This window comes from Rhodospira trueperi, assembly GCF_900101965.1.
GTDB lineage: Bacteria > Pseudomonadota > Alphaproteobacteria > Rhodospirillales > Rhodospirillaceae > Rhodospira > Rhodospira trueperi.
In genome coordinates, this window is record NZ_FNAP01000002.1 from 70,421 (window position 1) to 94,244 (window position 23,824).

At 68.8% G+C, this 23,824-nt stretch carries 18 protein-coding genes; 8 read left to right on the plus strand and 10 right to left on the minus strand.

Annotated elements, in window-relative coordinates; genetic code table 11:
- Window positions 1-40 precede the first annotated feature (40 nt).
- On the plus strand, window positions 41-1,519 hold the full coding sequence (locus BLS85_RS03715) for a peptidoglycan -binding protein (RefSeq protein WP_092782362.1): 1,479 nt from the start codon (window positions 41-43) through the stop codon (window positions 1,517-1,519).
- Between the two features lie 204 nt (window positions 1,520-1,723).
- Here the strand turns inward: BLS85_RS03715 and BLS85_RS03720 are convergent, their stop codons facing one another.
- The 3 genes from BLS85_RS03720 to BLS85_RS03730 are packed head-to-tail and all read right to left on the minus strand — an operon-like array spanning window position 1,724 to window position 4,668.
- Entirely contained in the window at window positions 1,724-2,995 is a 1,272-nt protein-coding gene (locus tag BLS85_RS03720) for an HlyC/CorC family transporter (RefSeq protein ID WP_092782365.1), read from the minus strand.
- Window positions 2,996-3,037: 42 nt separating this feature from the next.
- Entirely contained in the window at window positions 3,038-4,159 is a 1,122-nt protein-coding gene (gene aroB / locus BLS85_RS03725; protein WP_092782368.1) for a 3-dehydroquinate synthase, read from the minus strand.
- The gene (locus BLS85_RS03730) at window positions 4,156-4,668 is read right to left on the minus strand and encodes a shikimate kinase (protein ID WP_425438465.1); all 513 of its coding nucleotides are present in this window, start codon (window positions 4,666-4,668) and stop codon (window positions 4,156-4,158) included. The genes aroB and BLS85_RS03730 overlap by 4 nt, the downstream gene beginning before the upstream one ends.
- A 260-nt stretch (window positions 4,669-4,928) precedes the next feature.
- Between BLS85_RS03730 and BLS85_RS19005 the strand changes: the two genes are divergently transcribed.
- The 5 genes from BLS85_RS19005 to BLS85_RS03750 all read left to right on the plus strand — a co-directional run bounded on the left by BLS85_RS19005 (window position 4,929) and on the right by BLS85_RS03750 (window position 9,235).
- The gene (locus tag BLS85_RS19005) at window positions 4,929-5,102 is read left to right on the plus strand and encodes a hypothetical protein (RefSeq protein WP_176793331.1); all 174 of its coding nucleotides are present in this window, start codon (window positions 4,929-4,931) and stop codon (window positions 5,100-5,102) included.
- A 22-nt stretch (window positions 5,103-5,124) separates the two neighbouring features.
- Window positions 5,125-7,059 (plus strand): hypothetical protein, encoded by a 1,935-nt coding sequence (locus BLS85_RS03735; RefSeq protein ID WP_092782374.1) that lies wholly within the window; start codon window positions 5,125-5,127, stop codon window positions 7,057-7,059.
- Between the two features lie 92 nt (window positions 7,060-7,151).
- The gene (locus BLS85_RS03740) at window positions 7,152-7,388 is read left to right on the plus strand and encodes a hypothetical protein (RefSeq protein ID WP_092782377.1); all 237 of its coding nucleotides are present in this window, start codon (window positions 7,152-7,154) and stop codon (window positions 7,386-7,388) included.
- A 272-nt stretch (window positions 7,389-7,660) separates the two neighbouring features.
- Entirely contained in the window at window positions 7,661-8,410 is a 750-nt protein-coding gene (locus BLS85_RS03745) for a hypothetical protein (RefSeq protein ID WP_143027080.1), read from the plus strand.
- Window positions 8,411-8,530: 120 nt separating this feature from the next.
- Window positions 8,531-9,235 (plus strand): DUF484 family protein, encoded by a 705-nt coding sequence (locus BLS85_RS03750; RefSeq protein ID WP_176793340.1) that lies wholly within the window; start codon window positions 8,531-8,533, stop codon window positions 9,233-9,235.
- Window positions 9,236-9,606: 371 nt separating this feature from the next.
- Here the strand turns inward: BLS85_RS03750 and BLS85_RS03755 are convergent, their stop codons facing one another.
- From BLS85_RS03755 to BLS85_RS03780, 6 genes are all read right to left on the minus strand, one after another.
- The gene (locus BLS85_RS03755) at window positions 9,607-10,284 is read right to left on the minus strand and encodes an ABC transporter substrate-binding protein (protein ID WP_092782387.1); all 678 of its coding nucleotides are present in this window, start codon (window positions 10,282-10,284) and stop codon (window positions 9,607-9,609) included.
- Window positions 10,285-10,525: 241 nt separating this feature from the next.
- Window positions 10,526-11,545 (minus strand): NAD-dependent epimerase, encoded by a 1,020-nt coding sequence (locus BLS85_RS03760; protein ID WP_092782390.1) that lies wholly within the window; start codon window positions 11,543-11,545, stop codon window positions 10,526-10,528.
- A 201-nt stretch (window positions 11,546-11,746) separates the two neighbouring features.
- Window positions 11,747-13,327, minus strand: coding sequence for a RodZ domain-containing protein (locus BLS85_RS03765; RefSeq protein WP_092782393.1), 1,581 nt, complete (start codon window positions 13,325-13,327; stop codon window positions 11,747-11,749).
- A 250-nt stretch (window positions 13,328-13,577) separates the two neighbouring features.
- Window positions 13,578-15,842: a phosphoenolpyruvate--protein phosphotransferase gene (ptsP, locus tag BLS85_RS03770; RefSeq protein ID WP_092782396.1), complete on the minus strand. Its 2,265-nt coding sequence runs from the start codon at window positions 15,840-15,842 to the stop codon at window positions 13,578-13,580.
- Window positions 15,842-16,924: an NAD(P)H-dependent flavin oxidoreductase gene (locus BLS85_RS03775; RefSeq protein WP_092782399.1), complete on the minus strand. Its 1,083-nt coding sequence runs from the start codon at window positions 16,922-16,924 to the stop codon at window positions 15,842-15,844. Before BLS85_RS03775 ends, ptsP begins: the two co-directional genes overlap by 1 nt.
- A 66-nt stretch (window positions 16,925-16,990) precedes the next feature.
- Window positions 16,991-18,223, minus strand: a complete 1,233-nt coding sequence (locus tag BLS85_RS03780; protein ID WP_092782402.1) for an aspartate kinase — start codon at window positions 18,221-18,223, stop codon at window positions 16,991-16,993.
- A 230-nt stretch (window positions 18,224-18,453) separates the two neighbouring features.
- Here BLS85_RS03780 and ubiG point away from each other — a divergent pair, with 230 nt between their 5' ends.
- Together ubiG and BLS85_RS03790 are read left to right on the plus strand one after the other, a co-directional pair.
- Window positions 18,454-19,212, plus strand: a complete 759-nt coding sequence (gene ubiG, locus BLS85_RS03785) for a bifunctional 2-polyprenyl-6-hydroxyphenol methylase/3-demethylubiquinol 3-O-methyltransferase UbiG (RefSeq protein ID WP_092782405.1) — start codon at window positions 18,454-18,456, stop codon at window positions 19,210-19,212.
- Between the two features lie 222 nt (window positions 19,213-19,434).
- Window positions 19,435-20,754: an autotransporter outer membrane beta-barrel domain-containing protein gene (locus tag BLS85_RS03790; protein WP_092782408.1), complete on the plus strand. Its 1,320-nt coding sequence runs from the start codon at window positions 19,435-19,437 to the stop codon at window positions 20,752-20,754.
- A 222-nt stretch (window positions 20,755-20,976) separates the two neighbouring features.
- Here BLS85_RS03790 and alaS read toward each other — a convergent pair whose 3' ends face one another.
- Window positions 20,977-23,640 carry an alanine--tRNA ligase gene (alaS, locus tag BLS85_RS03795; RefSeq protein ID WP_092782412.1) on the minus strand — a complete coding sequence of 888 codons (2,664 nt, stop codon included), beginning with the start codon at window positions 23,638-23,640 and terminating at the stop codon, window positions 20,977-20,979.
- Between the last annotated feature and the right edge of the window lie 184 nt (window positions 23,641-23,824).

The window sequence follows — 23,824 nt, forward strand, 5'->3', positions numbered from 1 at the left end:
CGCCGACAGGGTCGCTGCCGAACAGGATGATGGGAGTGTCATGGCCAGCCTGAGCCGCCGTCGCGCCAGTCAGACCCTCGACATCTGGCCCGGATTCGTCGATGTCCTGGCCACGCTGCTCATCATCGTCATCTTCGTGCTGATGGTCTTCGTGCTGTCGCAGTTCTTCATGGGGCAGGCGCTCAGCGGGCGCGAGGCCGCGCTGGCCCGACTGCGCGACACGGTGACCGAATACGAGGACCTGCTGGCCATCGAGCGGCAGGCCAACGCCGATTTGCGCGCCGATGTGGAGCAACTGTCGGGGGATCTCCAGGCCGCCAACGCGCGCTGGGAAGACCTGCTCGGCGATGCCCGCGCCGGCGAGGCCGCCCAGGCCGAACTGTCCGATGTGCTGGGACTGGTCGCGCGCCAGAAAGAGGACATCGCCGCGCTGGAGACCGACCGCCGCACCCTGGCCGAACGGCTGCGGGCGGCGCTCGGGGAGGTCTCGGAAAAGGACGAGGAACTGGCGGCGCGCGCGGAGCGCCTCGCCCGCCTGGAGGCTGCCAACGAAAGCCTGTCGGCGGACCTGGAGGAGGCCTACGCCACCATCGAGGCCGACCGGGAGACCGTCGAGGCGCGGCTGGCCGATCTGGCGCGGCTGGAGGCCCAGGTGGCCGCCATGCGCGATGCGCGGGACGCGCTGCGGGCGGACCTGGAGGCCGCCAACCAGACCATCCAGGCCGACAAGGAAACCATCGAGGTCAAGCTGGCCCAACTGGCGCGGTTGCGTCAGGACCTGGAGGCGCTGACCGCCCTGCGCGACGAACTGGAAGAGCGCATCAGCACCATGGACCGCCAGCTTGCCGACACCGAGGGCGCGCTGGAGGACCAGAAGAGCATCTCCGAGCAGGCCCGCGCCCAGGCCGCGCTGCTCAACGCCCGCCTGAAGGAGGTGCGCGCGGAACTGGCCCGGCTGGGCGACCTGCTGGAGGCCAAGGAGGCCGAGAACGAGGACCAGCGGGTCCAGATCGCCAACCTGGGCGAACGGCTGAACGCCGCCCTGGCCACCAAGGTGCAGGAGTTGCAGCGCTACCGGTCGGAGTTCTTCGGCCGCCTGCGCGCGGTGCTGGGCGACCGCGAGGGTATCCGCGTCGAGGGCGACCGCTTCGTGTTCCAGTCCGAGGTGCTGTTCGACGTTGGCGAGGCCACGCTGGGGCCGGCCGGCCGCGCCGATCTGGCCGATCTGGCCGACACCCTGATGAGCGTGTCGCGGGAGTTCCCGCCGGAGATCGATTGGATCCTGCGGGTGGACGGCCATACCGACAAGCGGCCGATCAATACCTTCCGCTTCGCCAACAACTGGGAGCTGTCAGCGGCGCGCGCGATTTCCGTGGTCCGCTTCCTGATCGACAAGGGGGTGCCGCCGGAGCGGCTGGCCGCCGCCGGCTTCGGCGAATATCGGCCGGTGGCCGAGGGCGACACCGAAGACGCCTACGCCCGCAACCGGCGCATCGAACTGAAGCTCGATCAGCGGTGAGCATGGCGGTGGCGCACGCGCTTCAGCCCGAAACCCGTAGGGCAGGGGCGAAGCCCCAATCCGCCGGACCGCTCATGGTCGGGCGGGGAGCGCCCCCGTCCGGCGGGTGACTCGCCCCCCAATTCGCCGCGCGCAGCCCGCTGTGGCGGTTTGCGCCAGCGGCGCGAACCCGCCCTACAGCGGTGAGGGGAGGCCCAGCGTCCCCTATCCCGGCACCACGCGGATCGAGGTGATGCGGTTGCGCACGCGCTTCAGCACCTCGAAGCGGAAGCCGTGGAACCGGAATGACTGCCCCGCCTCCGGGATGCGGCGCGCCTCGTGCAGGATCAGACCGGCCAGCGTGTTGGCCACGTCATCGGGCAGGTCCCATTCGAATTCGCGGTTCAGATCGCGGATGGTGACGTCGCCGGCGACCACATACGAGCCGTCGCCCTGCGCCCGCACGCCGGCCACCTGCACGTCGTGCTCGTCGCTGATGTCGCCGACGATCTCCTCAAGGATATCCTCCAGCGTCACCACGCCCATGATGGTGCCGTACTCGTCGACGACCATGGCGAAGTGCTCGCGGCGCTCGCGGAAGGCCTGCAACTGGTGCAGGAGCGTGGTGGTTTCGGGGATGAACCACGTCGGCGCCGCCAGACCGATCACGTCCAGTTCGTCCAGGTTCCCGGTGTAGGCCTGCACCGCCCGCAGCAGCGCCTTGACGTGCAGCACGCCGACGATGTTGTCCATGCGGTCGCGCCACAACGGAATGCGGGTGAACGGGCTGTTCAAAACCTGCTCGACGATCTCGGAAGACGGCAGGTCGGCGTCGATCATCACCAGATCGGAGCGATGCACCACGATCTCGCCGACCTCGACATCGGCCAGATCAAGCACGCTCTTGAGCATCGCCCGCTCGCGGCGGACGGTGCGCCCGCCGGAGCCGCCGCCGTCGGCCTCGGCGGTGTGCAATTCGATGGCGCCGCGCAGTTCGGCCAGGGCGTGGACGGCGGTCTTCTCCTGCCCGGCGTCGGCCTTGAAGAGCCCCAGCATCACCTGCACCAGACCCTGGATGATCCGGGTGATGGGCCAGAACAGCCACGTCAGCCCCCGCATGATCGGGGCCACCGCCAGCGCCATGGTGTTGGTGTGGGTCAGGGCGTAGGTCTTGGGCAGGATCTCCGCGAAGATCAGCACCATAATCGTCATGCCGGCGGTGGCATAGGCGACGCCGGCCTCGCCGAAGGTGGTGATCATGAAACTGGTGGCCAGCGCAGAGGCCAGGATATTGACCAGGTTGTTGCCCAGCAGGATGGTGCCGATGAGCTGTTCGCGCTTCTGCAGCAGGCGGTTGACGAGGCGCGCGCGGGCGTTGCCGCCCTTCTCCAGCTCCGTCATCAGGGGCCGTGAGGCGGCGGTCAGCGCCGTTTCGGATCCCGAGAACAGGCCCGAGAGGACGAGCAGCACGAAGATGGCAAGCAGTGATTCGATCATGGCCGTGGAGTCGTGGTGGGGGCGGGTGGGAACGCCCGCCGCCTATGCAAGACTGGCCGCCAGCGTCTCCCGAACCGCGTCGGCGGGAACATCGCGGTTAAGGTAAGCGCCCCCGATGCCCTTCGCCAGCACGAAGGTGACGCGCCCGTCGTCGACCTTCTTGTCTTTCGCCATGTGGCCGATCAGGCGGTCGATGTCCCAGGCCCGCGCGGGGTCCGGTCGCGTCGGCAGCCCGACGGCCTCGAAATGCCCGCGCACCCGCTCCACGTCCTGCCCCGGGCACACACCCAGACGGCGCGACAGATCGAGCGCCATGACCATGCCGATGGCCACCGCCTCGCCGTGCAGCAGGGCGTCGCCGTAGCCGGTCTCGGCCTCCAGCGCATGGCCGAAGGTGTGCCCCAGGTTGAGCAGCGCGCGCTGCCCCGATTCGCGCTCGTCGGCGGCCACGACGGCGGCCTTGGCCCGGCAACTGACGGCAATGGCGTCGGCGCGGAGCCCGGCGTCGCCCGCCAGCAGGGCCGGGCCGTGTGCCTCCAGCCAGTCCCAGAACGCGGCGTCGCCGATCAGGCCGTACTTGGCGGTCTCGGCGTAGCCGGCCAGCAGTTCGCGCCGGGGCAGGGTGTCGAGCGCGCCGGTGTCGGCCAGCACCAGACAGGGCTGATGAAAGGCGCCGATCAGGTTCTTGCCGTGACGGCTGTTGACGGCGGTCTTGCCGCCGACGCTGCTGTCCACCTGGGCCAGAAGGGTGGTGGGGATCTGCACGAACGGCACCCCGCGCAGCGCCACGGCGGCGGCGAATCCGGCCAGATCGCCGACCACGCCGCCGCCCAGGGCGATGACCGGCGTGCTCCGCTCCATGCCGAAACCCAGCATGTCCTCCAGCAGCGCTTCCAGTCGGGCGATGCTCTTGCTGGCCTCGCCGGCCGGCACGATGTGGCGGGCGAAGGCGAACCCGGCCGCCTCCAGCGAGGCGCCCAGCGCCTCCAGATACAAGGGCGCCACCGTGTCGTCGCTGATGACGAATGCGCGGCGGGCGCGCGGCAGCGCCTCGCGGATCAGCGAACCGGCGCGCCCGATCAGACCGGGGCCGATGTGAATCGGATAGGCGCGCGCGCCCAACGCGACGGTCACCGTTGTGGGCGCGTCCGACACCGCCATCATTGCAGGGATCCGTACGCGGAGTCGGGACCGAGACGGTCGGTCAGGGCGTCCAGGACGCGCCGGACGGTGTGGTCGGCGCTTTCGGCGCCGGTCTGCACCGTCACGTCGGCCTCGGCATAGATCGGATAGCGTTCGTCCATCAGCTTCTTGAGGATGGCCCGGGGATCGCCGGTATTCAGCAACGGCCGATGCGGGCGCCCGACGGTGCGTGACACCAGGATCTCCAGGTCGGCGCGCAGCCAGACAGACACCGCGTGCTCGCGGATCAGGGCGCGCGTGCCGGGATCCATGAAGGCGCCGCCGCCGGCCGCCAGCACACACGGCGGCCCCTCCAGCAGGCGGGCCATGACCTTGCGCTCGCAGTCGCGAAAGGCGGCCTCGCCATACAGCTCGAAGATGTCGGCGATGCTCAGGCCGGCGGCCTTGACGATCTCGTCGTCGGCGTCGACGAAGGGCCACTCCAGGACGGCGGCCAAGCGGCGGCCGACGCAGCTCTTGCCGGCGCCCATCAGCCCCACCAGCACAACCGGGCTGGCATCGTCGATGCGTTGCGTCGGGGCCGGCCCGTCTCTACACTGCCTCGCGGTCGCCATGGTTTCTGCCCAGCATCCGGATCGGTGACGTTCCGTGCGTGACGTCAGGTGTAACATTCGGGCTGTGTAGACCGACCCGCCGGCCGTGTCCAGACTCGGACCCCGGACACGGTCGCGCCAACCGGGCGGTCCCGTCAGGGACGGCCCCATCCGCCGTATCGAGAAGGAACGCAAACGTGGCACGACGTCGGAGCCGCTCGGGAGGGGATGAGTCCTCCGGAGTTCTCATCAAGATCCTTGTGAGTCTCCTGCTCGTTCTGCTGGTGGCCGGCGGCGTGGCCTTGGCCACGCTGGACATGAAGCCGCCGACCCGTCCGGTGGAAAAGGTCATCCCCAATGACCGCTTCTGAGGGATGGAGACGCGGCCGGCGCGTGGCCGCGTTGGCCGTGGCGGTGACCTGGGCTCTGGTGCCGACGGGCGCGGCCGGGCAGGGCGGCGGCGCGGGCATGCCGGTGCCCCTGCTGCCACCGGACATGCGGGGCGAGCCCCCCCCGCAAGCCCCCGACAGGTCGGCGCCCGGGCCGGTGTGGACCCCCGACCAACCCGTTGGCGCGCCGCCGCCGCTCGGCGCCCCGCGCGAGGTCGCGCCGCCCCCGGGCGGCCTGACCGAGAGCGAACGCCTGTTGCCCGGACCCGGCGCGCCCACCACCGGCACGCCCGGCGCGCCGGGGTCCTGGACCGCGGTGCCGGCCACCCCCGCCGGACACCTGACCCCGCGCGAGGGCGGCTTTCCCGCCGACCTGTGGACCGGCACGCGGGCCGAGCGCGTCCGTGACCTGATCGCCGCCCTGCCCACGACCGTGCCCTCGCCGGTGGTGGTGGATCTGCGCCGCCGCCTTCTGCTCAGCCAGCAATCGGCGCCGTCCGGCCTGTCCGACGCCGCCCTGTTGAAGGCCCGCCTGTCGGTGCTGAGCGACCTGGGGACACCGTCCGAGGACCTGCCGGCCCCCGCCGATGCCGCCGTCGCCACCGACGATACCTTTGACCGCGCGCGCCTTCGGGCGTTGCTGGCGGAGGCCCGCGACGACCGCGCCTGCGCCCTGGCGGATCGGGTCGGCACCGCCTACCGCGCACCGCTGTGGCAACAAGTGCTGGTGTGGTGCGACCTGAAGGAGGGTCCCGATCCGCCGCGTCAGGCCATGCTCGGGCTGGCGCTGCTGCGCGAGATGGGGGCCGGGGCCACCGATGACGAGGCCTTCTTCATCCTCGCCGAACGCATGGCCGGAGTGAACAGTCCGCCGCCGGACAGTCTGACCGGCGCCGGCGCCGTGACCTACCGCCTGCTGCGCGCCCAGCCCAACGTCGATGCGCCGGCCGACGCGCTGCGGCGCGACCACCCCTGGACCGCCCGCGCCTTGGCGCTGGCCGACAACGGCCCACCGGCGGTGCGGGCCGAGGCCGCCGAGTACGCCGCCGCCGTCGGTGCCATCTCCATCGCGGACCTGACGGCGGCGTGGCGCGGACTGGACGTCGATCCGCGCGACCTGGAGACGCCGGTCTCCCAGGTGGTGCAGACCAACACGCCGCTGAACCGGGCGCTGGCGTTCCGGATCGTGTCGCGCGAGACCGATCCGGCGCGACGGGCCGAGGGCCTGCTGCACCCACTGGAGACCAGCCGCGCCCTCACACCCGCGCTGTACATAACCCATGCCCGGCTCTATGCGCCGCTGATCCGTGAGCTTCCGGTGGAGCCGCGCGTGCCGTCCTTCCTGGGCGCGGCGGCGGGACGCGCCCTGTTCGCCGCCGGCTCGGTCGAGGCCGGGCGGGCCTGGCTGCGCCGATTGCGCGACCAGGGCGAGGCCGGCGATGTGGACGCCGCCGACGCCGCCGCCCTGCTGTGGCCACTGGCGCGGATGGCCGACACCGCCCTGGGCGACCCGCTGCCGACGGATCGGCTGATCCTATGGCGGCAGGCCCGTGCCGCCCGCCTGGGCGAGGGGGCCGAGGCGCGCCGCGCGCTGGACCAGGAGCATGTGCGCCTGCTCAACCTGCTGGAGGCCCTGGGCGCCCCCGTCGAGCCGGTTCACTGGCTGCCGATCCGGTCCAACCGGGTGTTCATCGAGACGGTGTCCGGGGACGACGGCGGCGGGTATGTCGACCCCGCGCGGCTGGACGCCCTGGATCGCGCCGCCCAGGCCGGCCGCATGGGCGAGGCGGTGGCCCTCGCCCTTCTGGCGCTGGGACCGGAGGGACCGGGCGGGGCGTCCATGGAGACCCTGCGCGGGGTCATCGGGGCGCTGCGGGCGCTCGACCTGACGGCGGAGGCACGCCGCGTGGCGGTCGAGGCGCTGCTGACCGGCGGGTGATGAGGGGGGCTGGATCGCCTGCGTCGTGTGTAAAGCAGAATGACGCGCGATTTCGTTGACGCCTTCTGGAGGCTGTCGCACGACCCAGGGGCATGATCCGTGATCGACCGACATTGGCCTTCGTGGATGCCCTGCTGGCGACCGAGAAGGATCTGGCCGGAGAACCCACATGGCGACGCCCGAACCGAACGACGGAGCAGGCGCGATTCTCCTGGCCTGTTCTCGCCAACGGTGTCTTGGCGGACTGCTTTCTGGCCGCCACGATCTATCCGGAGGATCGAGATCTTAGGTTCACGAATACCTTGAACTGCCATGATACGAACGTCTGAAGGCTGGACTTCGAACCGTGGGACCGGATCGAGCACAACCCCTTCCTGGAGGGGCATCCGTTTAGCGGCGCCACGATCCGGGGGCCGCATTGCCACCCTTGGGAGGAAAACAGGAGATTCGGTAAGTCGGGTCTTATCCCGGATGAGCTTCCCATGCGGATCCCCTTGCCGAGCATCCGGTCTTGGGATAGCGCATTTCGCCACGTTCTGGGAGAGACCAACATTCGTCAGCCGACCGCGATTCCGCCCTGGCCGCCCCGAGAGAGGTTCCTGTGACCCATATGGACTTCGTCATTGAGGCGCTTGCGCCGTATTCGATTGGGAGCGAACGGGACGGCACCGTGGCCGTCCCGACTCAGTGCCTTTACCCCTCGCTCGCGGCGGTGACGGTGTATGTCCAGGGCGGCCCGAATGGCGCGATTGTATCGGACGCGGGCCGTGCGATTGACGAACTGACGGCCTGCAACAGGGAGATCCCCGACGCGGATCGCTTCCTGCGTCGGTTTTGCGAGAAAACGGGCCTGAAAGCCGAGCAGGGCAAGATTGTCTCGCCGAAGGTCAGCGCCACGCAACTGGCAGCGGCAGTGGCCTTCGTTGCTAATGCGTCCGCGTCCGCCGTGGCCTATGGCCTTGATCACCTCAAATCCAAGCCCCGTCGCGATGTCCGCGCGGAGCTGTTGTCGGTCCTGCGCCAAACGTTCCCACCTAAACGCATTACCCGACAGCGCTTCGTGGGAACGAGCAATCGTCCATACACTTTCGATTATGTCATCCACGGAAGCGGAGACCGCTATTTTCTGGTGGATCCCGTGAAACCGGACCCCAATTCCATCAACTCGCGTGCCATAGCTCACCTTGATCTGAAAGGGGCGGGAGAGCTGAATCTGACGCAGCGTTTGGTTTACGATGAAGAGGACGCGTGGCAGGCCGCCGACCTCAATCTCCTCAGGATGGCCGCACCTTTGATCCCCCTTTCCCGTGCGGCCGTCGTTCTGCCTTCGGAATTTCGTTTGGAAAACTGAGGCGTATCGCGCCCGGCGCGGGGCGTGATACGGTGCCGGCCCGCCCTGGGAGGCGAGTTGTTTCGCCTTGAGCGCAGGCCCCTCGGGCTTTTTTGGGAGCAGGCCACACGGGAGAGTTGGTTGAACGACAATTCCACCCCCCTCACCGACGACGCCGTGCTGGCGTACCTGACCGAGAACCCGGCGTTCCTCGACCGCCGGCCGGAGGCGCTGTTGCATCTGGTGCTGCCCGGCTCGGCGCGCGGCGACGGCGTGGTGGACATCCGGGATTTCGTGGTTCGGCGCCTGAAGGACGAACTGCGCGAGATGCGCGACGGCACCGACGCGCTGATCCAGACCACGCGCATCAACATGTCGCTGCTCAACCGCACCCATCAGGCGGTGCTGACGGTGTTGCAGGGCGACGAGAAGGGCACGCTGGGCGAGACCGTGGCCGACGACCTGACGCTGCTGTTGGACGTGGACGTGGCCGCGCTACGCTTCGAGAACGCAGGGCGCCTGCCGGCGCGCTCGGCCCCGCTGGCGACGTTGCCCGAGGGGTACGTGGACATGGTGGCGCCCCGCGAGCGGCCCATCGCGCTGCGCGCCCAGGCCAAGGGGGACGAGCGCCTGTTCGGCGGTGGCGCCGGGCTGGTGGCCAGCGATGCCCTGGCCCGTCTGGAGCCCGGCAACGGGCACCCGCCCGGGCTGCTGGCCCTGGGCGATCGTCACCCCGGCGCCTTCTCGGAGGAGCAGGCCAGTGATCTGTTGTCCTTCGTGGCCCGCGTGGTGGAACACTGCGTGCGCCAGTGGACCTTCGGCGACCGCCCCGGCGCGCCGGGGTGAGTTGCCTGCCGGGCAGGGCGGAATGGCGTTATCACGTGATCCGCCGGATTGCTCGGGATTTGCTCTCATTATTTGACATGTACGCAAATCGTCGTCGCGATCCGTTCCGGATCGCTCGGGATTTGTCTTGGCCTTCATCAGTACGCAAATCGTCGTCGCGATCCGTTCCGGATCGCTCGGGATTTGTCTTGGCCTTCATCAGTACGCAAATCGTCGTCGCGATCCGTTCCGGATCGCTTGGGATTTGTCTTGGCCTTCATCAGTACGCAAATCGTCGTCGCGATCCGTTCCGGATCGCTCGGGATTTGTCTTGGCCTTCATCAGTACGCAAATCGTCGTCGCGATCCGTTCCGGATCGCTCGGGATTTGCGCTAGGCCGCGTCGAGCATGCGCCCGGTCAGAGCCTTGAGCGCGGCGATCAGGCCGGACAGCCCCTCCCGCTCGCGGATTGCGGCCCATTCGGAGCGGCGCAGGGCCACCTCGCTGATGGACCCGTCCATCAGCACGTCCACCACGCGTGGCCCATCCCCGCTTTGCGTCACCACATAGCTGAGGATCACGGGGGCCTTGCTCGGGCGGTCGATGTGGGTGTTGACCAGCAGCGTGCCGGCGGGACCGGGCGCGGTGCCGTCGATGTGGAAGGACTCGCCGGAATGCCCGTCGAAGCGGTCGGCGTGGACGGCGACGGAGTAGGCGGCAAAGGCCTCGGCCATGCGCTCCTGCGTGTCCGCGTCGGCGTCGCGCCAGGCCCTGCCGACGGCGGCCCGGGCCATGCGGTCGAAATCGAAGGTCGCGCGCACCGCTTCGTCCAAGACGTCGGCCCGTTCAACGGCGGACAGCGCCTCCGCGCGGCGCATGACATCCAGCAGCGCGTCCTGGTAGCGGTGGATCAGGTCGGTCGCGGCGGCGGACGGGTCTCCGTTCTCGCCATCGCTGGCACGGGCCGGGAGCAAGGGCGCGGCCACGATGCCGGCAAGCAGGGACGCGCCGGCCAGGGACAGAAGCCCGCGGCGGGTCGGGCGGGTCGCGGAAAAGGGCTGATCTGGCATTCAGGGGCTCCGGCTGAAACGGTCGGGGCGGCGGACGCGGAACGCTTCATGTCACGCGACACCTGAACCCTGCGCGTCCGGCGTGGCGGAATTGGGGCCATCGCGCGAAAACGTCGGGACAGGCAGCCTGTCACGATCCGGTCCGGATCGCGCGGGATTTGCTTGTCTTATGGTCCGCCTCGGCTCAATCGGTGAGATTGGGCCGCTGGCCGGGAGTGGCCACGCCAGTGCCGGCCTGTCGTCAGCCCTTATAGAAGTCCTGGTACCAGTCCACGAACCGCCTCACGCCCTCGTCAATGTCGGTGCTTGGCGCGTACCCGGTGTCGCGGGCGAGCGCGCTCGTGTCCGCGAACGTCGCCTGCACGTCCCCGGGCTGCATCGGCCTCTGAACAATCCGGGCCTCCCGCCCCAGGCAGGCCTCCAGGGTCCGCACGTAGGCCATCAACGGAACCGGCCCGCCCCGTCCGATGTTGTAGATGCGAAACGGCGCGATGCCGCTCGCGCCGGGATTCGGCTGGACCTCGTCCGCCCGCCACGAGGGGTCCGGCTCCGGCACCCGGTCGAGCACCCGGACAATGCCCTCGACGATGTCATCGACGTAGGTGAAATCCCTCTGCATGTCGCCCTGGTTGAACACCTCGATCGGTTCCCCGGCGAGAATGGCGCGGGTGAACTTGAACAGCGCCATGTCGGGCCGCCCCCAAGGCCCGTAGACCGTGAAGAACCGCAGTCCCGTGCACGGCAGGGCGAACAGATGCGCATAGGAGTGTGCGATCACCTCGTTGGCCCGCTTGGAGGCGGCATACAGGCTCATCGGGTGGGCGGTCCCCTGGTCCTCCGAGAACGGCATCGCCGTGTTCGCGCCGTAGACCGAACTGGTCGAGGCGTACACCAGATGCTCGACCTTGTGGGCGCGGCACCCCTCAAGCACCGAGGCGAAGCCCACCAGATTGGCGTGAACGTAGGCCCCGGGATTCTCCACCGAATAGCGCACCCCGGCCTGGGCGGCCAGGTTGATGACCCGCGCCGGCCGGTGGCGGTCGAAGACCGCCGTCAGGGCCTCATGATCGGCGATGTCGATGCGGGCCTCGACGAACCGGTCCCCATGGCGACGCAAACGGTCCAGACGCGCCTCCTTGAGCCGCACGTCGTAGTAGGGGTCGACCACATCCACCCCGATCACCGTGTCCCCACGCGCGATCAGACGTTCAGCCGTGTGATAGCCGATGAACCCGGCGGTGCCGGTGACCAGAACGATCATGCGGGTGGCTCCCGTGGCGCATGAAGGGTAGGGCGTTTTATATCGCCCCGGAGACCGGGAGCCAAGACAGCGTCCGTCCCGTCACGACAGCGATCCTGATCGATGGCGTCATGAACTGCCCCGGCTTTGCCGAAGGCTCCGAAACCTCGGGGCCCGTCCGGGGCGTCTCCAATACGGAACCCGTTTGATTGGGTCCGGCCGTCAGTTCAGGCGGCTGGGAGACAGAATGATGCCGTTGCGCGCCGCGCCCACCGGCCCCAGGTTCGGGGCCCGCCGGCCATCGATGTACACCTCGAGGCCGCCGGCGTTGCTGGTGTTGAGGGTATAGCCCACGCCCCCCGGAACGGCGTAGGTGTCGCCCCGGCGCAGCAGCCGCCGCACCACCAGTTCACCGGCCCGGCGCACCTGGATCCAGGAATCGCGATTGGCGCGCAGCACGATGCGGGACTCTCCGGTGACGGCCTGGACATCGGACGGCGCCGGGCGGCCCACATAGGCCGGAACCGTTTCTTCCGGCTCCTCTTCCGCCTCGGCGGTCTCCTGCGGTTCCGGTTCGGGGGTCGGTTCTGGCTCCGCCTCAGCCCCGGTTTCGGCGTCAGCGGCTGTCTCAGTCTCGGCCTCCGGCGAGGTCTCGGGGATGGCGGGCGCCGCCGACGCGGTCTGGTCTTCTTCCGGGGCCGTCGCGGTCGCGGCGGTGTCCGTCTCGCCGGCCGCCGGTTGGGCCGCATCGTCTCCAGACTCTGGTTCGGCGTCCGGGGTGGCTTCGGCCGTGGTCTCGGTGGGGGCCGGCGCCTCGTCGTCCTGGCCCTCTCCCGCCGACGCGGTTTCGGCCTCATCGGAGGCCGGGGGGGCGTCGTCCTCGGCCATGGCTTGAGGAGCGTCCACCGCCGCAGTCTCGGGGTCGGCTTCAGCTTCAGCCTCAGCGACCGTCCCGGCCTGTGGCTCAGCCGCCGCCGTCTCCGCCGTTTCCGTCCCGGCCTCCGGCTGGAGTTCGGGCGTCGCCTCGCCAGCATCGGAGGCGGTTGCCGAACCCGGCGGTTCCGCCGAAACTGCGGTGTCCGCCGTGTCGGCGGGCGCGGGCCCCTCCGGCGCGGGTGCCTCCGGGGTGGTGGCGGGCGTCGGGCTCAGGGCGGCCAAGCCGTCCGCGGATTGGGCATCGCTCTCCGGCGGGGCGGGCTCGGGCGTTTCGTCCGCCGTGTCCTCGGCGGTTCCCGTCTTCGTTTCGTCGGCGGCCACCTCGACATCCGGCGTGTCGTGGCCGGTGGCGTCCGAGCCGCCGGCCGCGTCGGGGCCGTAGATCATGGCAACCAGCGGCGGCGGCAGGGAGGGCAGCAGGTCCGCCAGGGACGTCTTGCTGACCGACATCCAGTACCACACGCCATAAGACGCCGCGACGACAACCAGCAGGATCAGCAGCAGCGCGCCGGCGGGCATACCGCCACCGCCCGACGAGGCCGGAAAGTCCAGCGAGCCGGTCCCGGCGGCGCCTTGCGGTTCGTTCTTGTAGCGCCGAACGATTTCCTCGGCGTCCAGCCCCAGGTGCTCCGCATAGGCCCGGATGAACCCGGTCACATAGGTCGGCCCGGGAAGGTCATCGAAGCGCCCGTCCTCGATCGACAGCAAATGATGATATTTGATCCGCAGATCATCGGCGATGATCCGCAGATCCTGCCCCAGCCGCAGGCGCGTCTCCTGCAACAACGTGCCGACATGCTCCGCCGGGATGAAGCCGTCTCCCGGGTGTCGCCGTTCCGCCGAATTGGCCAAGGTTGTCGCCCTCATCACCTGATCGCTAATACCGGCTGCCCGTTATTGGCGTGCGGCTCGACGGCACGCCCGGGTATCCGGTCACGGCTCGCTCCGCATCCGATCCGGGAACCGGGTCGGAGCGCCCACCATTCTCCAGACCTATACTCTACCTTATCGGATGACGAAACGGCTTTCCAGGGCTTGCAGGCCTTTAACGTTTTTTCGGAACCCCTTGAAAAGAGCGACTTGAGGAACCGGACGACGTCGATCCGGCCGGCGGGCATCACGTCACCGTGATGTCGTGGTCGCGGGCGAACGCGGAAAGGGCACGACGCGGATTCGGCGCGTCGCGATCAATAAGGGTCCGCACGTAATTGGTCACGATCCCGCTATCCATGGACCGGAGCATCTGCTTGACGGGACCGATGCCCTGCGCCGCCATCGACAGCCGCCGATACCCCAGGCCGATCAGGGCCATGGCTTCCAGGGGGTGGCCGGCCATCTCGCCGCAGACGGTCACCGGCCGGCCCGCCGCGTCGCACTGTTCGCGCACGTCCCGCAGCAGACGGAGAACCGGCACGGACAACGGATCGTACCGCCCCGAGACGCGCGGATTGCCCCGATCCGTGGCGAACAGGAATTGGAGCAGATCGTTGCTGCCCACCGAGACGAAATCGGCCACGCGCAGAAGTACCGGAAACTGGTACAGCAGCGCCGGGACCTCCAGCATGGTGCCGACACATACGGAGCTCGGCAGCGCGCCGCCACGTGACTGTTCCCGCGCCACCTCGGCATCGACGACGCGGCGGGCCTGCTCAAACTCGGCCACATCGGCGATCATGGGAAACATCAGTTGTAGGTCGCGCCCGGCGCTGGCCCGCAACAGCGCCCGCACCTGGGCGCGCAGCACGGCGGGCCGGTCCAGCGTGATCCGGATGGAGCGCCACCCCATGGCGGGGTTGTCCTCGCCGTCGTCGCCCAGATAGGGCAGCAGCTTGTCGCCGCCGACGTCGAGCGTGCGGAACACCACCGGCCGATCCCCAGCCTGTTTCAGAATCTTCTGATACAACAGGGTTTGCGTGGCCACATCGGGCAGGCTGGGTCGGGTCATGAACGGCAGTTCGGTACGGTACAGCCCGACCCCCATCGCGCCGGTGTCCTCCAGGTGGCCCATATCCATCAGCAGGCCGGCGTTCATCATGATGGTGACGGGGGCGCCGTCGCGGGTCTCGAACGGCAGGTCGCGTTCCGCCAGATAGGCCTGTTGGCGGGCTTGCCGGGTGGCCAGACTGTGCAGGAACGTGTCGCGCACATCGTCGCTGGGGCGCACGAACACCTGGGCGTTGTCGGCGTCCAGCGCCAGCGTGTCGAACGGCGCGATGCGTGTGAACACGCCTTCCAGGCGGCCGATCACCGGAATGTCGAGGGCCCGCGCCACGATCACGGCGTGCATGGTGGGAGCCCCTTCCTCCATCAGCACGCCGCGCACCGTGCCGCGCGGATAGTCCAGCAGTTCGGCCGGTCCCAGCGAACGGCAAATCAGCACCGCGTCGTCCGGCAACTCTCCCTGGGCGGAGGTCGGGCTATGTCCGGTCAGGTGCAGCAGCAGGCGGTTGGCCAGATCCTCCAGGTCGTGCAGACGCTCCCGGATATAAGGATCGTTGGCCTGCGCCATGCGCACCTTCATGTCGTCGTCCACCCGGCGTACCGCCGCCTCTGCGGTCAGGCCGGAGCGGATGGCGTCGGAGATGCGCGACACCCACCCCGCGTCGTCGGCGAACATGCGGTACGCTTCCAGGATTTCGCGGTAGTCGCCGGACAGATCGACGTGGGTGCGGATCAGTTCATCAATGGAACGGCGCAACGCCTGCAATGCCTCGCGCAGGCGCTGCAGTTCGGCGTCCGGGTCCTCGCAGATCAGGCGTTCAATATGCACCTTGGGGCGATGATAGATGGCCGTGCCTAGCACCGCGCCGGAGTTCAGGCACAGACCCTCCATGCGGAACGGCAGCACGGCATTGCCGGCCACCGGCGCGAGTTCGTCGCGCGAGACGAGTTCGGTGCCGGCCAGCAGTTCGGCCAACACCATGGCCACGGTTTCCAGGGCCTCGACCTCGATGTCCTGGTAGGGACGGCGGTCGCGGTTCTGCACCGCCAGCACACCGATGACCTGCCCGCCCCGGATCATGGGGACGCCCATGAGTGAAGCGTACACGTCCTCGCCTGTCTCCGGGCGGTAGGCGAAGCTGGGGTGGTCCCAGGCGTTGGGGGCGTTGAGTGGACGGGCGCGCGCCGCGATTTCGCCGATCAGGCCCTCGCCGACGCGCAGCCGGGTCAGGTGGACGGCCTCCTGGGACAGGCCCTCCGTCGCGAACAATTCCAGCACCTCGCCGGCGCGCATGACGTAGCAGGAACAGACGTCGGAGCGGGTTTCCTCGGCGATCAGCCGCACCGTGCGGTCGAGGCGGTCCTGGGTCGTGCCGCCGCCGGCCATGTATTCCCGCAAACGCCCGAGAAGGCGCCGGCCGCTGGAGTCGGGCAGGGGCATCAGGCAACCGGCTCGGGTGGGGCCGTTCGAGGGGCCGTCGCCCCGGGCGTTGCCGGGATGGCCCGTGACGCCAGAGCGGCCTCGGCTTGGGCGATCAGGGTATCGATGATGACCCGGACCGGCTGTTCCTCCCTGACCAGACCGACGCTCTGGCCGGCCATCAACGATCCGGTCTCGACGTCGCCGTCGATGACCGCGCGGCGCAGTGCGCCGGCCCAGAAGTGCTCGATTTCAAGCTGGGCGGCCTTCTGGTCGAGTTCGCCGGCCTGATGCCGGGCGATGACCGTGCGCTGGGTTTCCATGAAGGCGTCCGTACCCTTGTTGCGCAGGGCGCGCACCGGGATCACCGGAAAGCGCGGGTCGACCTGCACCGTGGGCACGGCATCGCGGGCATTGGCCTTGATGAAGGCGGCCTTGAAGTTCGGATGGGCGATGCTCTCGGTCGCGCAGACGAAATGGGTACCGATCTGCACGCCGGACGCGCCCATCTCAAGGTACGACAGAATCGCCTCGCCCCGGCCGATGCCGCCGGCCACGAACACGGGCACCGCGTCGGCCACTTCGGGCAGAATCTCCTGCGCCAGCACGCTGGTGGAGACGGGGCCGATGTGACCGCCGGCCTCCGCGCCCTCGACGATCAGGCCGTCGACGCCCAGCTTGATGAGCTTGCGGGCCAGTGCGGTGGCCGGCGCGAAGCACAGCACCTTGGCCCCACCGTCCTTGAGGCGCCGGATGGCGACGCCGGAGGGCAGGCCGCCGGCGAGCACGACATGGCCCACGCCCAGGCGCTGGCAGACGTCCATCAGGGCATCCAACTCGGGATGCATGGTGATGAGGTTGACCCCGAACGGCCGATCCGTCAGCGCCTGCGTGGCTTCGATCTCGGCCGCCAGAAGGTCCGGCCCCATGGACCCGCACGCCAGCACGCCGAAGCCGCCGGCATTGGAGATGGCCGACACCAGATTGCGCTCGGAGACCCACGACATGGCCCCGCCCATGATGGCCGTCTCCGTGCCCAGTAGGGCGCGGCCGCGCGCCCACAGGCGGTCGATGTGCTGGCGGGGTGTCTCGGCAAGGTTCATGGCGGTCTGGTCCGGCGGCGGCGGTGGTCGGGCGAAAGGGCGTTCGGAATCGGGACTGGCGACGACTCAGGCGGCGTCGAGTCCGTAGGCGCTGTGCAGGGCGCGCACCGCGAGTTCCGTGTATTCCTCGGCGATCAGGACGCTGATCTTGATCTCGGACGTGGTGATGACCTGGATGTTGATCCCGCGATCGGCCAGCGCCTTGAACATGGTCTGGGCGACGCCGGCGTGGCTGCGCATGCCGACCCCGATGACGGAAACCTTCACCACGCCGTCGGTGGCGGTCAGGGCCTTGTAGCCCAGTTCGTCCCGGCGCTCTTCCAGCAGTTTGACGGCCTTGTCCAGGTCGCCGGTCGGGACCGTGAAGGTCAGGTCGGTGGACTGGCCGTCCTCCGACACGTTCTGGACGATCATGTCCACGTTGATGTTGCCGTCGGCCAGCGGACCGAAAATCCGTGCCGCCACGCCGGGCAGGTCGGAGACCTTGGCCAGAGTGACCTTGGCCTCGTCGCGGCTGTAGGTGATGCCGCTGACAATTTCCTTTTCCACGATCTCGTCCTCGCCGCAAACCAGGGTTCCGGGAATGGTCCAGTATTCGGGCCAGCTGTGCCGCACCTGAACGCGCACGCCATGCTTCATGGCCATCTCGACCGAGCGGGTCTGCAGCACCTTGGCGCCCAGCGAGGCCATCTCCAGCATTTCCTCGTAGGTGATGCGGTCGAGCTTTCGGGCTTTGGGAACGATGCGCGGGTCGGTCGTGTAGACGCCCTGCACGTCGGTGTAGATGTCACAGCGATCCGCCATCAGCGCCGCCGCCAGCGCCACCGCCGACGTGTCCGAGCCCCCGCGTCCCAGGGTGGTCACCCGGTTGTCCGTCTGGCCCAGGCCCTGGAAGCCGGCGACCACGGCGACCTGTCCCTGCTCCATGCGCTCGATCAACGTTTCGGTGTTGATGTCCAGGATGCGGGCGCGGCCGTGCGCCACGTCCGTGAGCACCGGCAGTTGCCAGCCCATCCAGGAGCGTGCCTCAACGCCAAGGCTCTGCAGCGCAATGGACAGCAGGCCGATGGTCACCTGTTCGCCGGTGGAGACGACGACATCGTACTCGCGCGCGTCGTGCATCGGTGCCACGTCGCGGCACAGGCCAAACAGTCTGTTGGTCTCGCCCGACATGGCGGACACGACGACGGCAACCTGGTTGCCGGCCTCGACCTCCTCGGCGACACGGCGGGCCACGGCCTGGATGCGCTCGACGCTGCCGACCGATGTGCCGCCGAACTTCATCACGATACGCGCCATGGTCGGCCTGATCCTTTTGTTTCCGGAGACAGGGTTCGCGCCCACCCCGACACACTGGCCCGCCGTCATATCGGCGACCGACGGGCGTTCCGGTTGCCGCCGCCGCCGGTTCCCTGTAAACGGGCTTCGGTCGGTGGCGCGCGGGCGCGCTCTTCATACCCGCTCGCCCCGCGCGAGGCAAGGCCACGCGCCCACCGGCTCAGGTTCCCCCGTCGTCCCGGAGACACGCCATGACCGCCCCCAGTTCCGAACGCCCCGCCAGTTCCGCGCTCGACAACGAGGTGGCCAAGTTTGCCGCCATGGCCGATACGTGGTGGGATCCGGACGGGCCGTTCAAGCCGCTGCACACCTTCAATCCGAAGCGGCTGGCCTATATCCGCGACCGGGCCGTTGAGCGGTTCGGACGCGACATGGAGCAGCGCCACCCCTTCGCCGGCCTGAGCCTGCTGGACATCGGCTGCGGCGGCGGCCTGCTGTGCGAGCCGATGGCCCGCCTGGGCTTCGAGGTCACGGGAATCGACGCCACCGAGAAGAACACCAAGATCGCCGCCGTTCACGCCGAGCAGTCGGGCCTGGATATCACCTACCGGAACGCCACGCCGGAGGTTCTGGTGGCGGAAGGCAAGACCTTCGATGTGGTTCTGACCATGGAGGTGGTGGAGCACGTCGCCGACGTCGACGCCTTCCTGCACAGTTGCGGCACCCTGGTCGCGCCCGGTGGCCTGCTGGTGGGGGCGACGCTGAACCGCACCATGAAGGCGTTCGCGCTGGCCAAGGTGGGGGCCGAATACGTGCTGCGCTGGCTGCCCAAGGGCACGCACGACTGGAAGAAGTTCGTGCGCCCGTCGGAGTTCGCCGCCGGCCTGCGCGTGGGCGGCCTGACCATCGACGGCATGGTGGGCATGACCTTCAACCCGCTGGCCGGCGAATGGTCGCTGAGCCGGGATCTGGACGTGAACTACATGATCGCCGCGCACAAGGCGGGGTGAGGCGGGCGCGACGGTCGCCCGGAGCGCGCTCCTTTAAGCCTGCAATAATGGTGTCCGTCAATCTAAGCTTGTCTTAAGTCCGTCTTGAGAGCTACCGTATCCGCAGGTCCCCAGTTGCTCCGGCGCGTTGAAGGTGTCAGGGTCAAGAACGTGGAGCGGGGCTGAACCTGATCGATTGATCAGGACGCGGGGCCGCTGTCGAGCCACCAAGGTTTCACGTCGATGCATCGCATTCTCGGGCGATTTCTGGCCGTCATGTTTGTCGCCGTTGGTTTGGCGACGGCGCCGATCACTCCCGCCGTCGCGCAGGCCACCCTGTATGATTCATTGCTTGCGGACTTCGCTTTCGGTGATTTTGGTGGTCAGCTTTTTAGCGCCCTCGGCGATTTTTCCGATGGGGGGGATACCCAGAACGATGACGCGCTCGCGGCGTTCCTCAGGACCAGCTACTTCTGGGGAGAAATGGGCATTCCCCCTGACCTTGAGGCGTATCTTGCGGCCTACTTCGCGGGGTCGAATGAGATCAGACCCACGCCGGACCCCCGCGCGGTTTTCCAGGAAATCCACGGGTCCGATGCGGCGGCGATCGAGGGGTCGGGCGCCGTCAGCTTGAACGGCGGCGGACGGCAAATCCGATCGGTGCTGCATCGCAGAACCCGCGCGTTGATCAACAAGGCACGGGGCGGCGGGGGCGGCGGCGCGGGTTTTGCCGGCGGCCAGGAGCACTCGGGCCGTCCCGTCGGCGGGTGGGCGCTCGGATTGGCCGGCGGCGACGCCGAGTCAGCGGTGGCGGGACGCCTCGCCGCATGGAGTGATTTTACCGGCACCCTGTTCGACAACAGCCGATCGCCAGACGGCTTCTACGGGAGCCAGCTTCTCGGCATGGCCGGGATGGACTACCGGTTCGGTGACTCCTTCATGGGGGGCGTGGCGCTGGGGTTTGAGACTCTGGACGTCGAATTCGGCAGCGGCCGGAAGCGGGACGTCAGCTATTTCGGCCCCACCCTGTACGGCGCGTACCTGTTGACGGACGAGATCGGCCTGTCCCTGCTCGGGTCCTATTCCCACGGATGGAACACCGAGACCGAGGCCAAGGTGATGTCGGGGGCCTCTCACGATCACGGGTCTCACCGCTTCATCGTCGCCGGGACGGTCATGCACAACGCCCTGTTTGACCGGGTGACGACGTACAGTGCCCTGGGCCTCCTGTACGGGGTCGAGACATTCGAGGCCTACCGCGACAGCGCGGGTTCGGAGGTGCGGCCGCGCCCCACTCATCTGGGACAGGCTTCGGCGGACGGCAGGCTGGGCCATCTGTTTGATGTGGGCGAAGAGTCGCTCCTCGAACCCTATGTCACCGCGCGTCTGGAGTTCGACTTCGTGCGCGCCGGCAACACGGATCAGTTCGGCGCCATGGTGGGCGGCGGCCTGCGCCTTGCGGTGGGGGAGTCCGTCAGCCTGGATGCCTTCGGCCAGACCGACGTGGCGCGCACGGACGAGTCCGCGGTCGACTTCGGTGTGGGGTTGAGGATCCAGTTTTAGGAAAAATCGCCAGCGACCCGGAACGGATCGCGACGACGATTCGCAGAAAAGAAACACCGCCGTAGGGCGCACTCGACCGTCGCGAAAGGGCGGGCCGTGCGCCGCGTTTCCGATCCGCCCCGCCCCAGTTCTCCTCGATCCAGCGGAGGGAGTCCGGGCGTCGCCCTCCGCCACAACCGAACATGTTGCTGGCGGAAGCGAATGGATCATCCGGATTTCGTATCACCCTCCACCTAGCGCCGCCTCGATGGCCGCCAGGGCGTCGGGGGCCTTGTCGGCGTCGGGGCCGCCGGCCTGGGCCATGTCGGGCCGGCCGCCGCCGCCCTTGCCGCCCACCGCCGCCGACCCGGCGCGCACCAGGGCCACGGCGTCGTGGGTGCCCTTGAGGTCCTCGGTCACCCCCACCACCAGCGAGACCTTGCCGTCGGCGGTGTTCACGAGGGCCACGACACCGGAGCCGATCTGTTTCTTGATCTCGTCGGCCATGCCCTTGAGGTCCTTGGCCGGCACGTCGGACAACAGGCGCCCGGCGAAGGTCACCCCGGCCACCGTCTTGTCGGCGGGCGCCGCGCCGGCCCCGCCGCCGCCCCCGCCCAGGGCCAACTTTTTGCGGGTGTCGGCCAACTCTTTCTCCAGCCGCTTGCGCTCGTCCAGCAGCGCCGTCACACGCGCCGGCACGTCGGCGGGCGAGGCCCGCAACGCCTCTGCCGCCTGGGCCAGCAGGGCGTCGCGCTCGTTGAAATACCCAAGCGCGGCGTCACCCACCACGGCCTCGATGCGGCGCACGCCGGCCGCGACGGCGCCCTCGCCGACGATCTTCAGCAGGCCGATGTCGCCGGTGCGGCCCACGTGGGTGCCGCCGCACAGTTCAACGGAATAGACGGCGCGAGAGCCCGTCTCCGAGGTCCCCATGGAGACCACGCGGACCTCGTCGCCGTACTTCTCGCCGAACAGCGCCATGGCGCCGGCCTCGATGGCCGCTTCGGGCTCCATCAGGCGGGTGGTGACGGCCTCGTTGGCGCGGATCTGGCTGTTGACGATGGCCTCGACCCGGTCCTTTTCCTCGGCCGACAGCGGCTTGGGGTGGCTGATGTCGAAGCGCAGCCGGTCGGGTGCCACCAGCGAGCCCTTCTGCGTCACATGCTCACCGAGCACGCGGCGCAACGCCTCGTGCAGCAGGTGCGTCGCCGAGTGATGCGCGCGCAGGGCGGAACGGCGCGAGCCGTCCACGTCGAAGCGGGCCTCGTCGCCCACGCTGATCGGGCCGTTCTCCACCACGCCCAGATGAACGATCAGGTCGCCCAGCTTCTTCTGGGTGTCGCGCACGCGCACGCGGCCCTTCTCCGGCACCGAGATCACCCCGGTGTCGCCCATCTGGCCGCCGGACTCGCCGTAGAACGGGGATTGGTTGGCGATGATCGCCACCTCCGTCCCTGGGGTGGCGGCCTCCACGGGGGCGCCGTCCACCACGATGGCGGTGATCTGGCCCTCCGCGCTTTCGGTGGCGTAGCCCAGGAAGTCGGTGCCGCCCAGCCGATCCTGCAATTCGAACCAGACCTTTTCGGTGGCGGCGTCGCCCGAGCCGGCCCAGGCCTTGCGGGCCTCGGCGCGCTGGCGCTCCATGGCGGCGTTGAAGCCGGCGGTGTCCACGGTCATGCCCTGGCCGCGCAGCGCGTCCTGGGTCAGGTCGAGCGGGAAGCCATAGGTGTCGTACAGCTTGAACGCCACCTCGCCCGGCAGCGTCCCGCCCTCGGCCAGACCGGCCGTCTCGTCGGCCAGCAGGCGCAGCCCCCGGTCGAGCATCTGGCGGAAGCGGCCTTCCTCCAGCTTCAGCGTCTCGGTCATCAGCGCCTGGGCGCGTTCCAGTTCCGGGAAGGTCTGGCCCATCTCGTGGACCAGGGTCGGGACCAGCCGGTGCATGATCGGATCGCGCACGCCCATCATGTGGGCGTGACGCATGGCCCGGCGCATGATCCGGCGCAGCACGTAGCCGCGCCCCTCGTTCGACGGCAGCACGCCGTCCGCGATCAGGAAGCCGCAGGAGCGGATGTGGTCGGCGATCACCCGGTGGCTGACCTGGTGCGGGCCGTCCGGATCGGTGCCGCCGGCCGCCGCGATGGCTTCGATCAAGGTGCGCATCAGGTCGATGTCGTAGTTGTCGTGCTTGCCCTGGAGCACGGCGGCGATGCGCTCCAGGCCCATGCCGGTGTCGATGGAGGGATGCGGCAGATCGACGCGCTCGTCCTTCGTGATCTGCTCGAACTGCATGAACACGAGGTTCCAGATCTCGATGAAGCGGTCGCCGTCCTCGTCCGGGCTGCCGGGCGGGCCGCCGGGGATGTGCTCGCCGTGGTCATAGAAGATTTCGGAGCACGGCCCGCACGGCCCGGTCTCGCCCATGGACCAGAAATTGTCGGACGTGGGGATGCGCAGGATCTTCTCGTCGGGCAGGCCGGCGATCTTCTTCCACAGGCCGGCGGCGTCCTCGTCGCTGGAATGCACGGTGACCAGCAGGCGATCAGCCGGCAGGCCGTAGTCCTTGGTCACCAGCCGCCACGCCATATCGATGGCCTCGGCCTTGAAATAGTCCCCGAACGAGAAGTTGCCCAGCATCTCGAAGAAGGTGTGGTGGCGCGCGGTGTGGCCGACGTTGTCCAGGTCGTTGTGCTTGCCGCCGGCGCGCACGCACTTCTGCGAGGTCACGGCGCGCTTGTAGGGGCGCTGCTCGTTGCCGGTGAACACGTTCTTGAACTGGACCATGCCGGCGTTGGTGAACATCAACGTCGGGTCGTTCAGGGGCACCAGCGGGCTGGAGGCGACGTGCTCGTGGCCTTCACGCTTGAAGAAGTCGAGGAAGGTCTTGCGGATCTGGGTCGTGGTCTGCATGGCCGAGGCGGTTTCCGTTCACCGTGCGGGACAATCCCGGGGACGCGCCCGCGCTTTTACCCTGTGAGACGCCCCGGAGTCCAGGTGAGGCGGGGCGGAAGCAGGGCAATCGGGTGACAGCAGTTCTCATTATGGCCGCGCCGCCTCCGAAGTGAACTGCCGGGAGTTCCAGGCGCGGGCCTGA

Coding starts and splice junctions, on each gene's coding strand:
- BLS85_RS03780 (WP_092782402.1), bottom strand. CDS start 18,223: ATGGCGCGTATCGTGATGAAGTTCGGCGGCACATCGGTCGGCAGCGTC.
- ubiG (WP_092782405.1), top strand. CDS start 18,454: ATGACCGCCCCCAGTTCCGAACGCCCCGCCAGTTCCGCGCTCGACAAC.
- BLS85_RS03755 (WP_092782387.1), bottom strand. CDS start 10,284: ATGCCAGATCAGCCCTTTTCCGCGACCCGCCCGACCCGCCGCGGGCTT.
- BLS85_RS03740 (WP_092782377.1), top strand. CDS start 7,152: ATGATCCGTGATCGACCGACATTGGCCTTCGTGGATGCCCTGCTGGCG.
- BLS85_RS03760 (WP_092782390.1), bottom strand. CDS start 11,545: ATGATCGTTCTGGTCACCGGCACCGCCGGGTTCATCGGCTATCACACG.
- alaS (WP_092782412.1), bottom strand. CDS start 23,640: ATGCAGACCACGACCCAGATCCGCAAGACCTTCCTCGACTTCTTCAAG.
- BLS85_RS03765 (WP_092782393.1), bottom strand. CDS start 13,327: ATGAGGGCGACAACCTTGGCCAATTCGGCGGAACGGCGACACCCGGGA.
- BLS85_RS03720 (WP_092782365.1), bottom strand. CDS start 2,995: ATGATCGAATCACTGCTTGCCATCTTCGTGCTGCTCGTCCTCTCGGGC.
- ptsP (WP_092782396.1), bottom strand. CDS start 15,842: ATGCCCCTGCCCGACTCCAGCGGCCGGCGCCTTCTCGGGCGTTTGCGG.
- BLS85_RS03790 (WP_092782408.1), top strand. CDS start 19,435: ATGCATCGCATTCTCGGGCGATTTCTGGCCGTCATGTTTGTCGCCGTT.
- BLS85_RS03775 (WP_092782399.1), bottom strand. CDS start 16,924: ATGAACCTTGCCGAGACACCCCGCCAGCACATCGACCGCCTGTGGGCG.
- aroB (WP_092782368.1), bottom strand. CDS start 4,159: ATGATGGCGGTGTCGGACGCGCCCACAACGGTGACCGTCGCGTTGGGC.
- BLS85_RS03730 (WP_425438465.1), bottom strand. CDS start 4,668: ATGGGCGCCGGCAAGAGCTGCGTCGGCCGCCGCTTGGCCGCCGTCCTG.
- BLS85_RS03715 (WP_092782362.1), top strand. CDS start 41: ATGGCCAGCCTGAGCCGCCGTCGCGCCAGTCAGACCCTCGACATCTGG.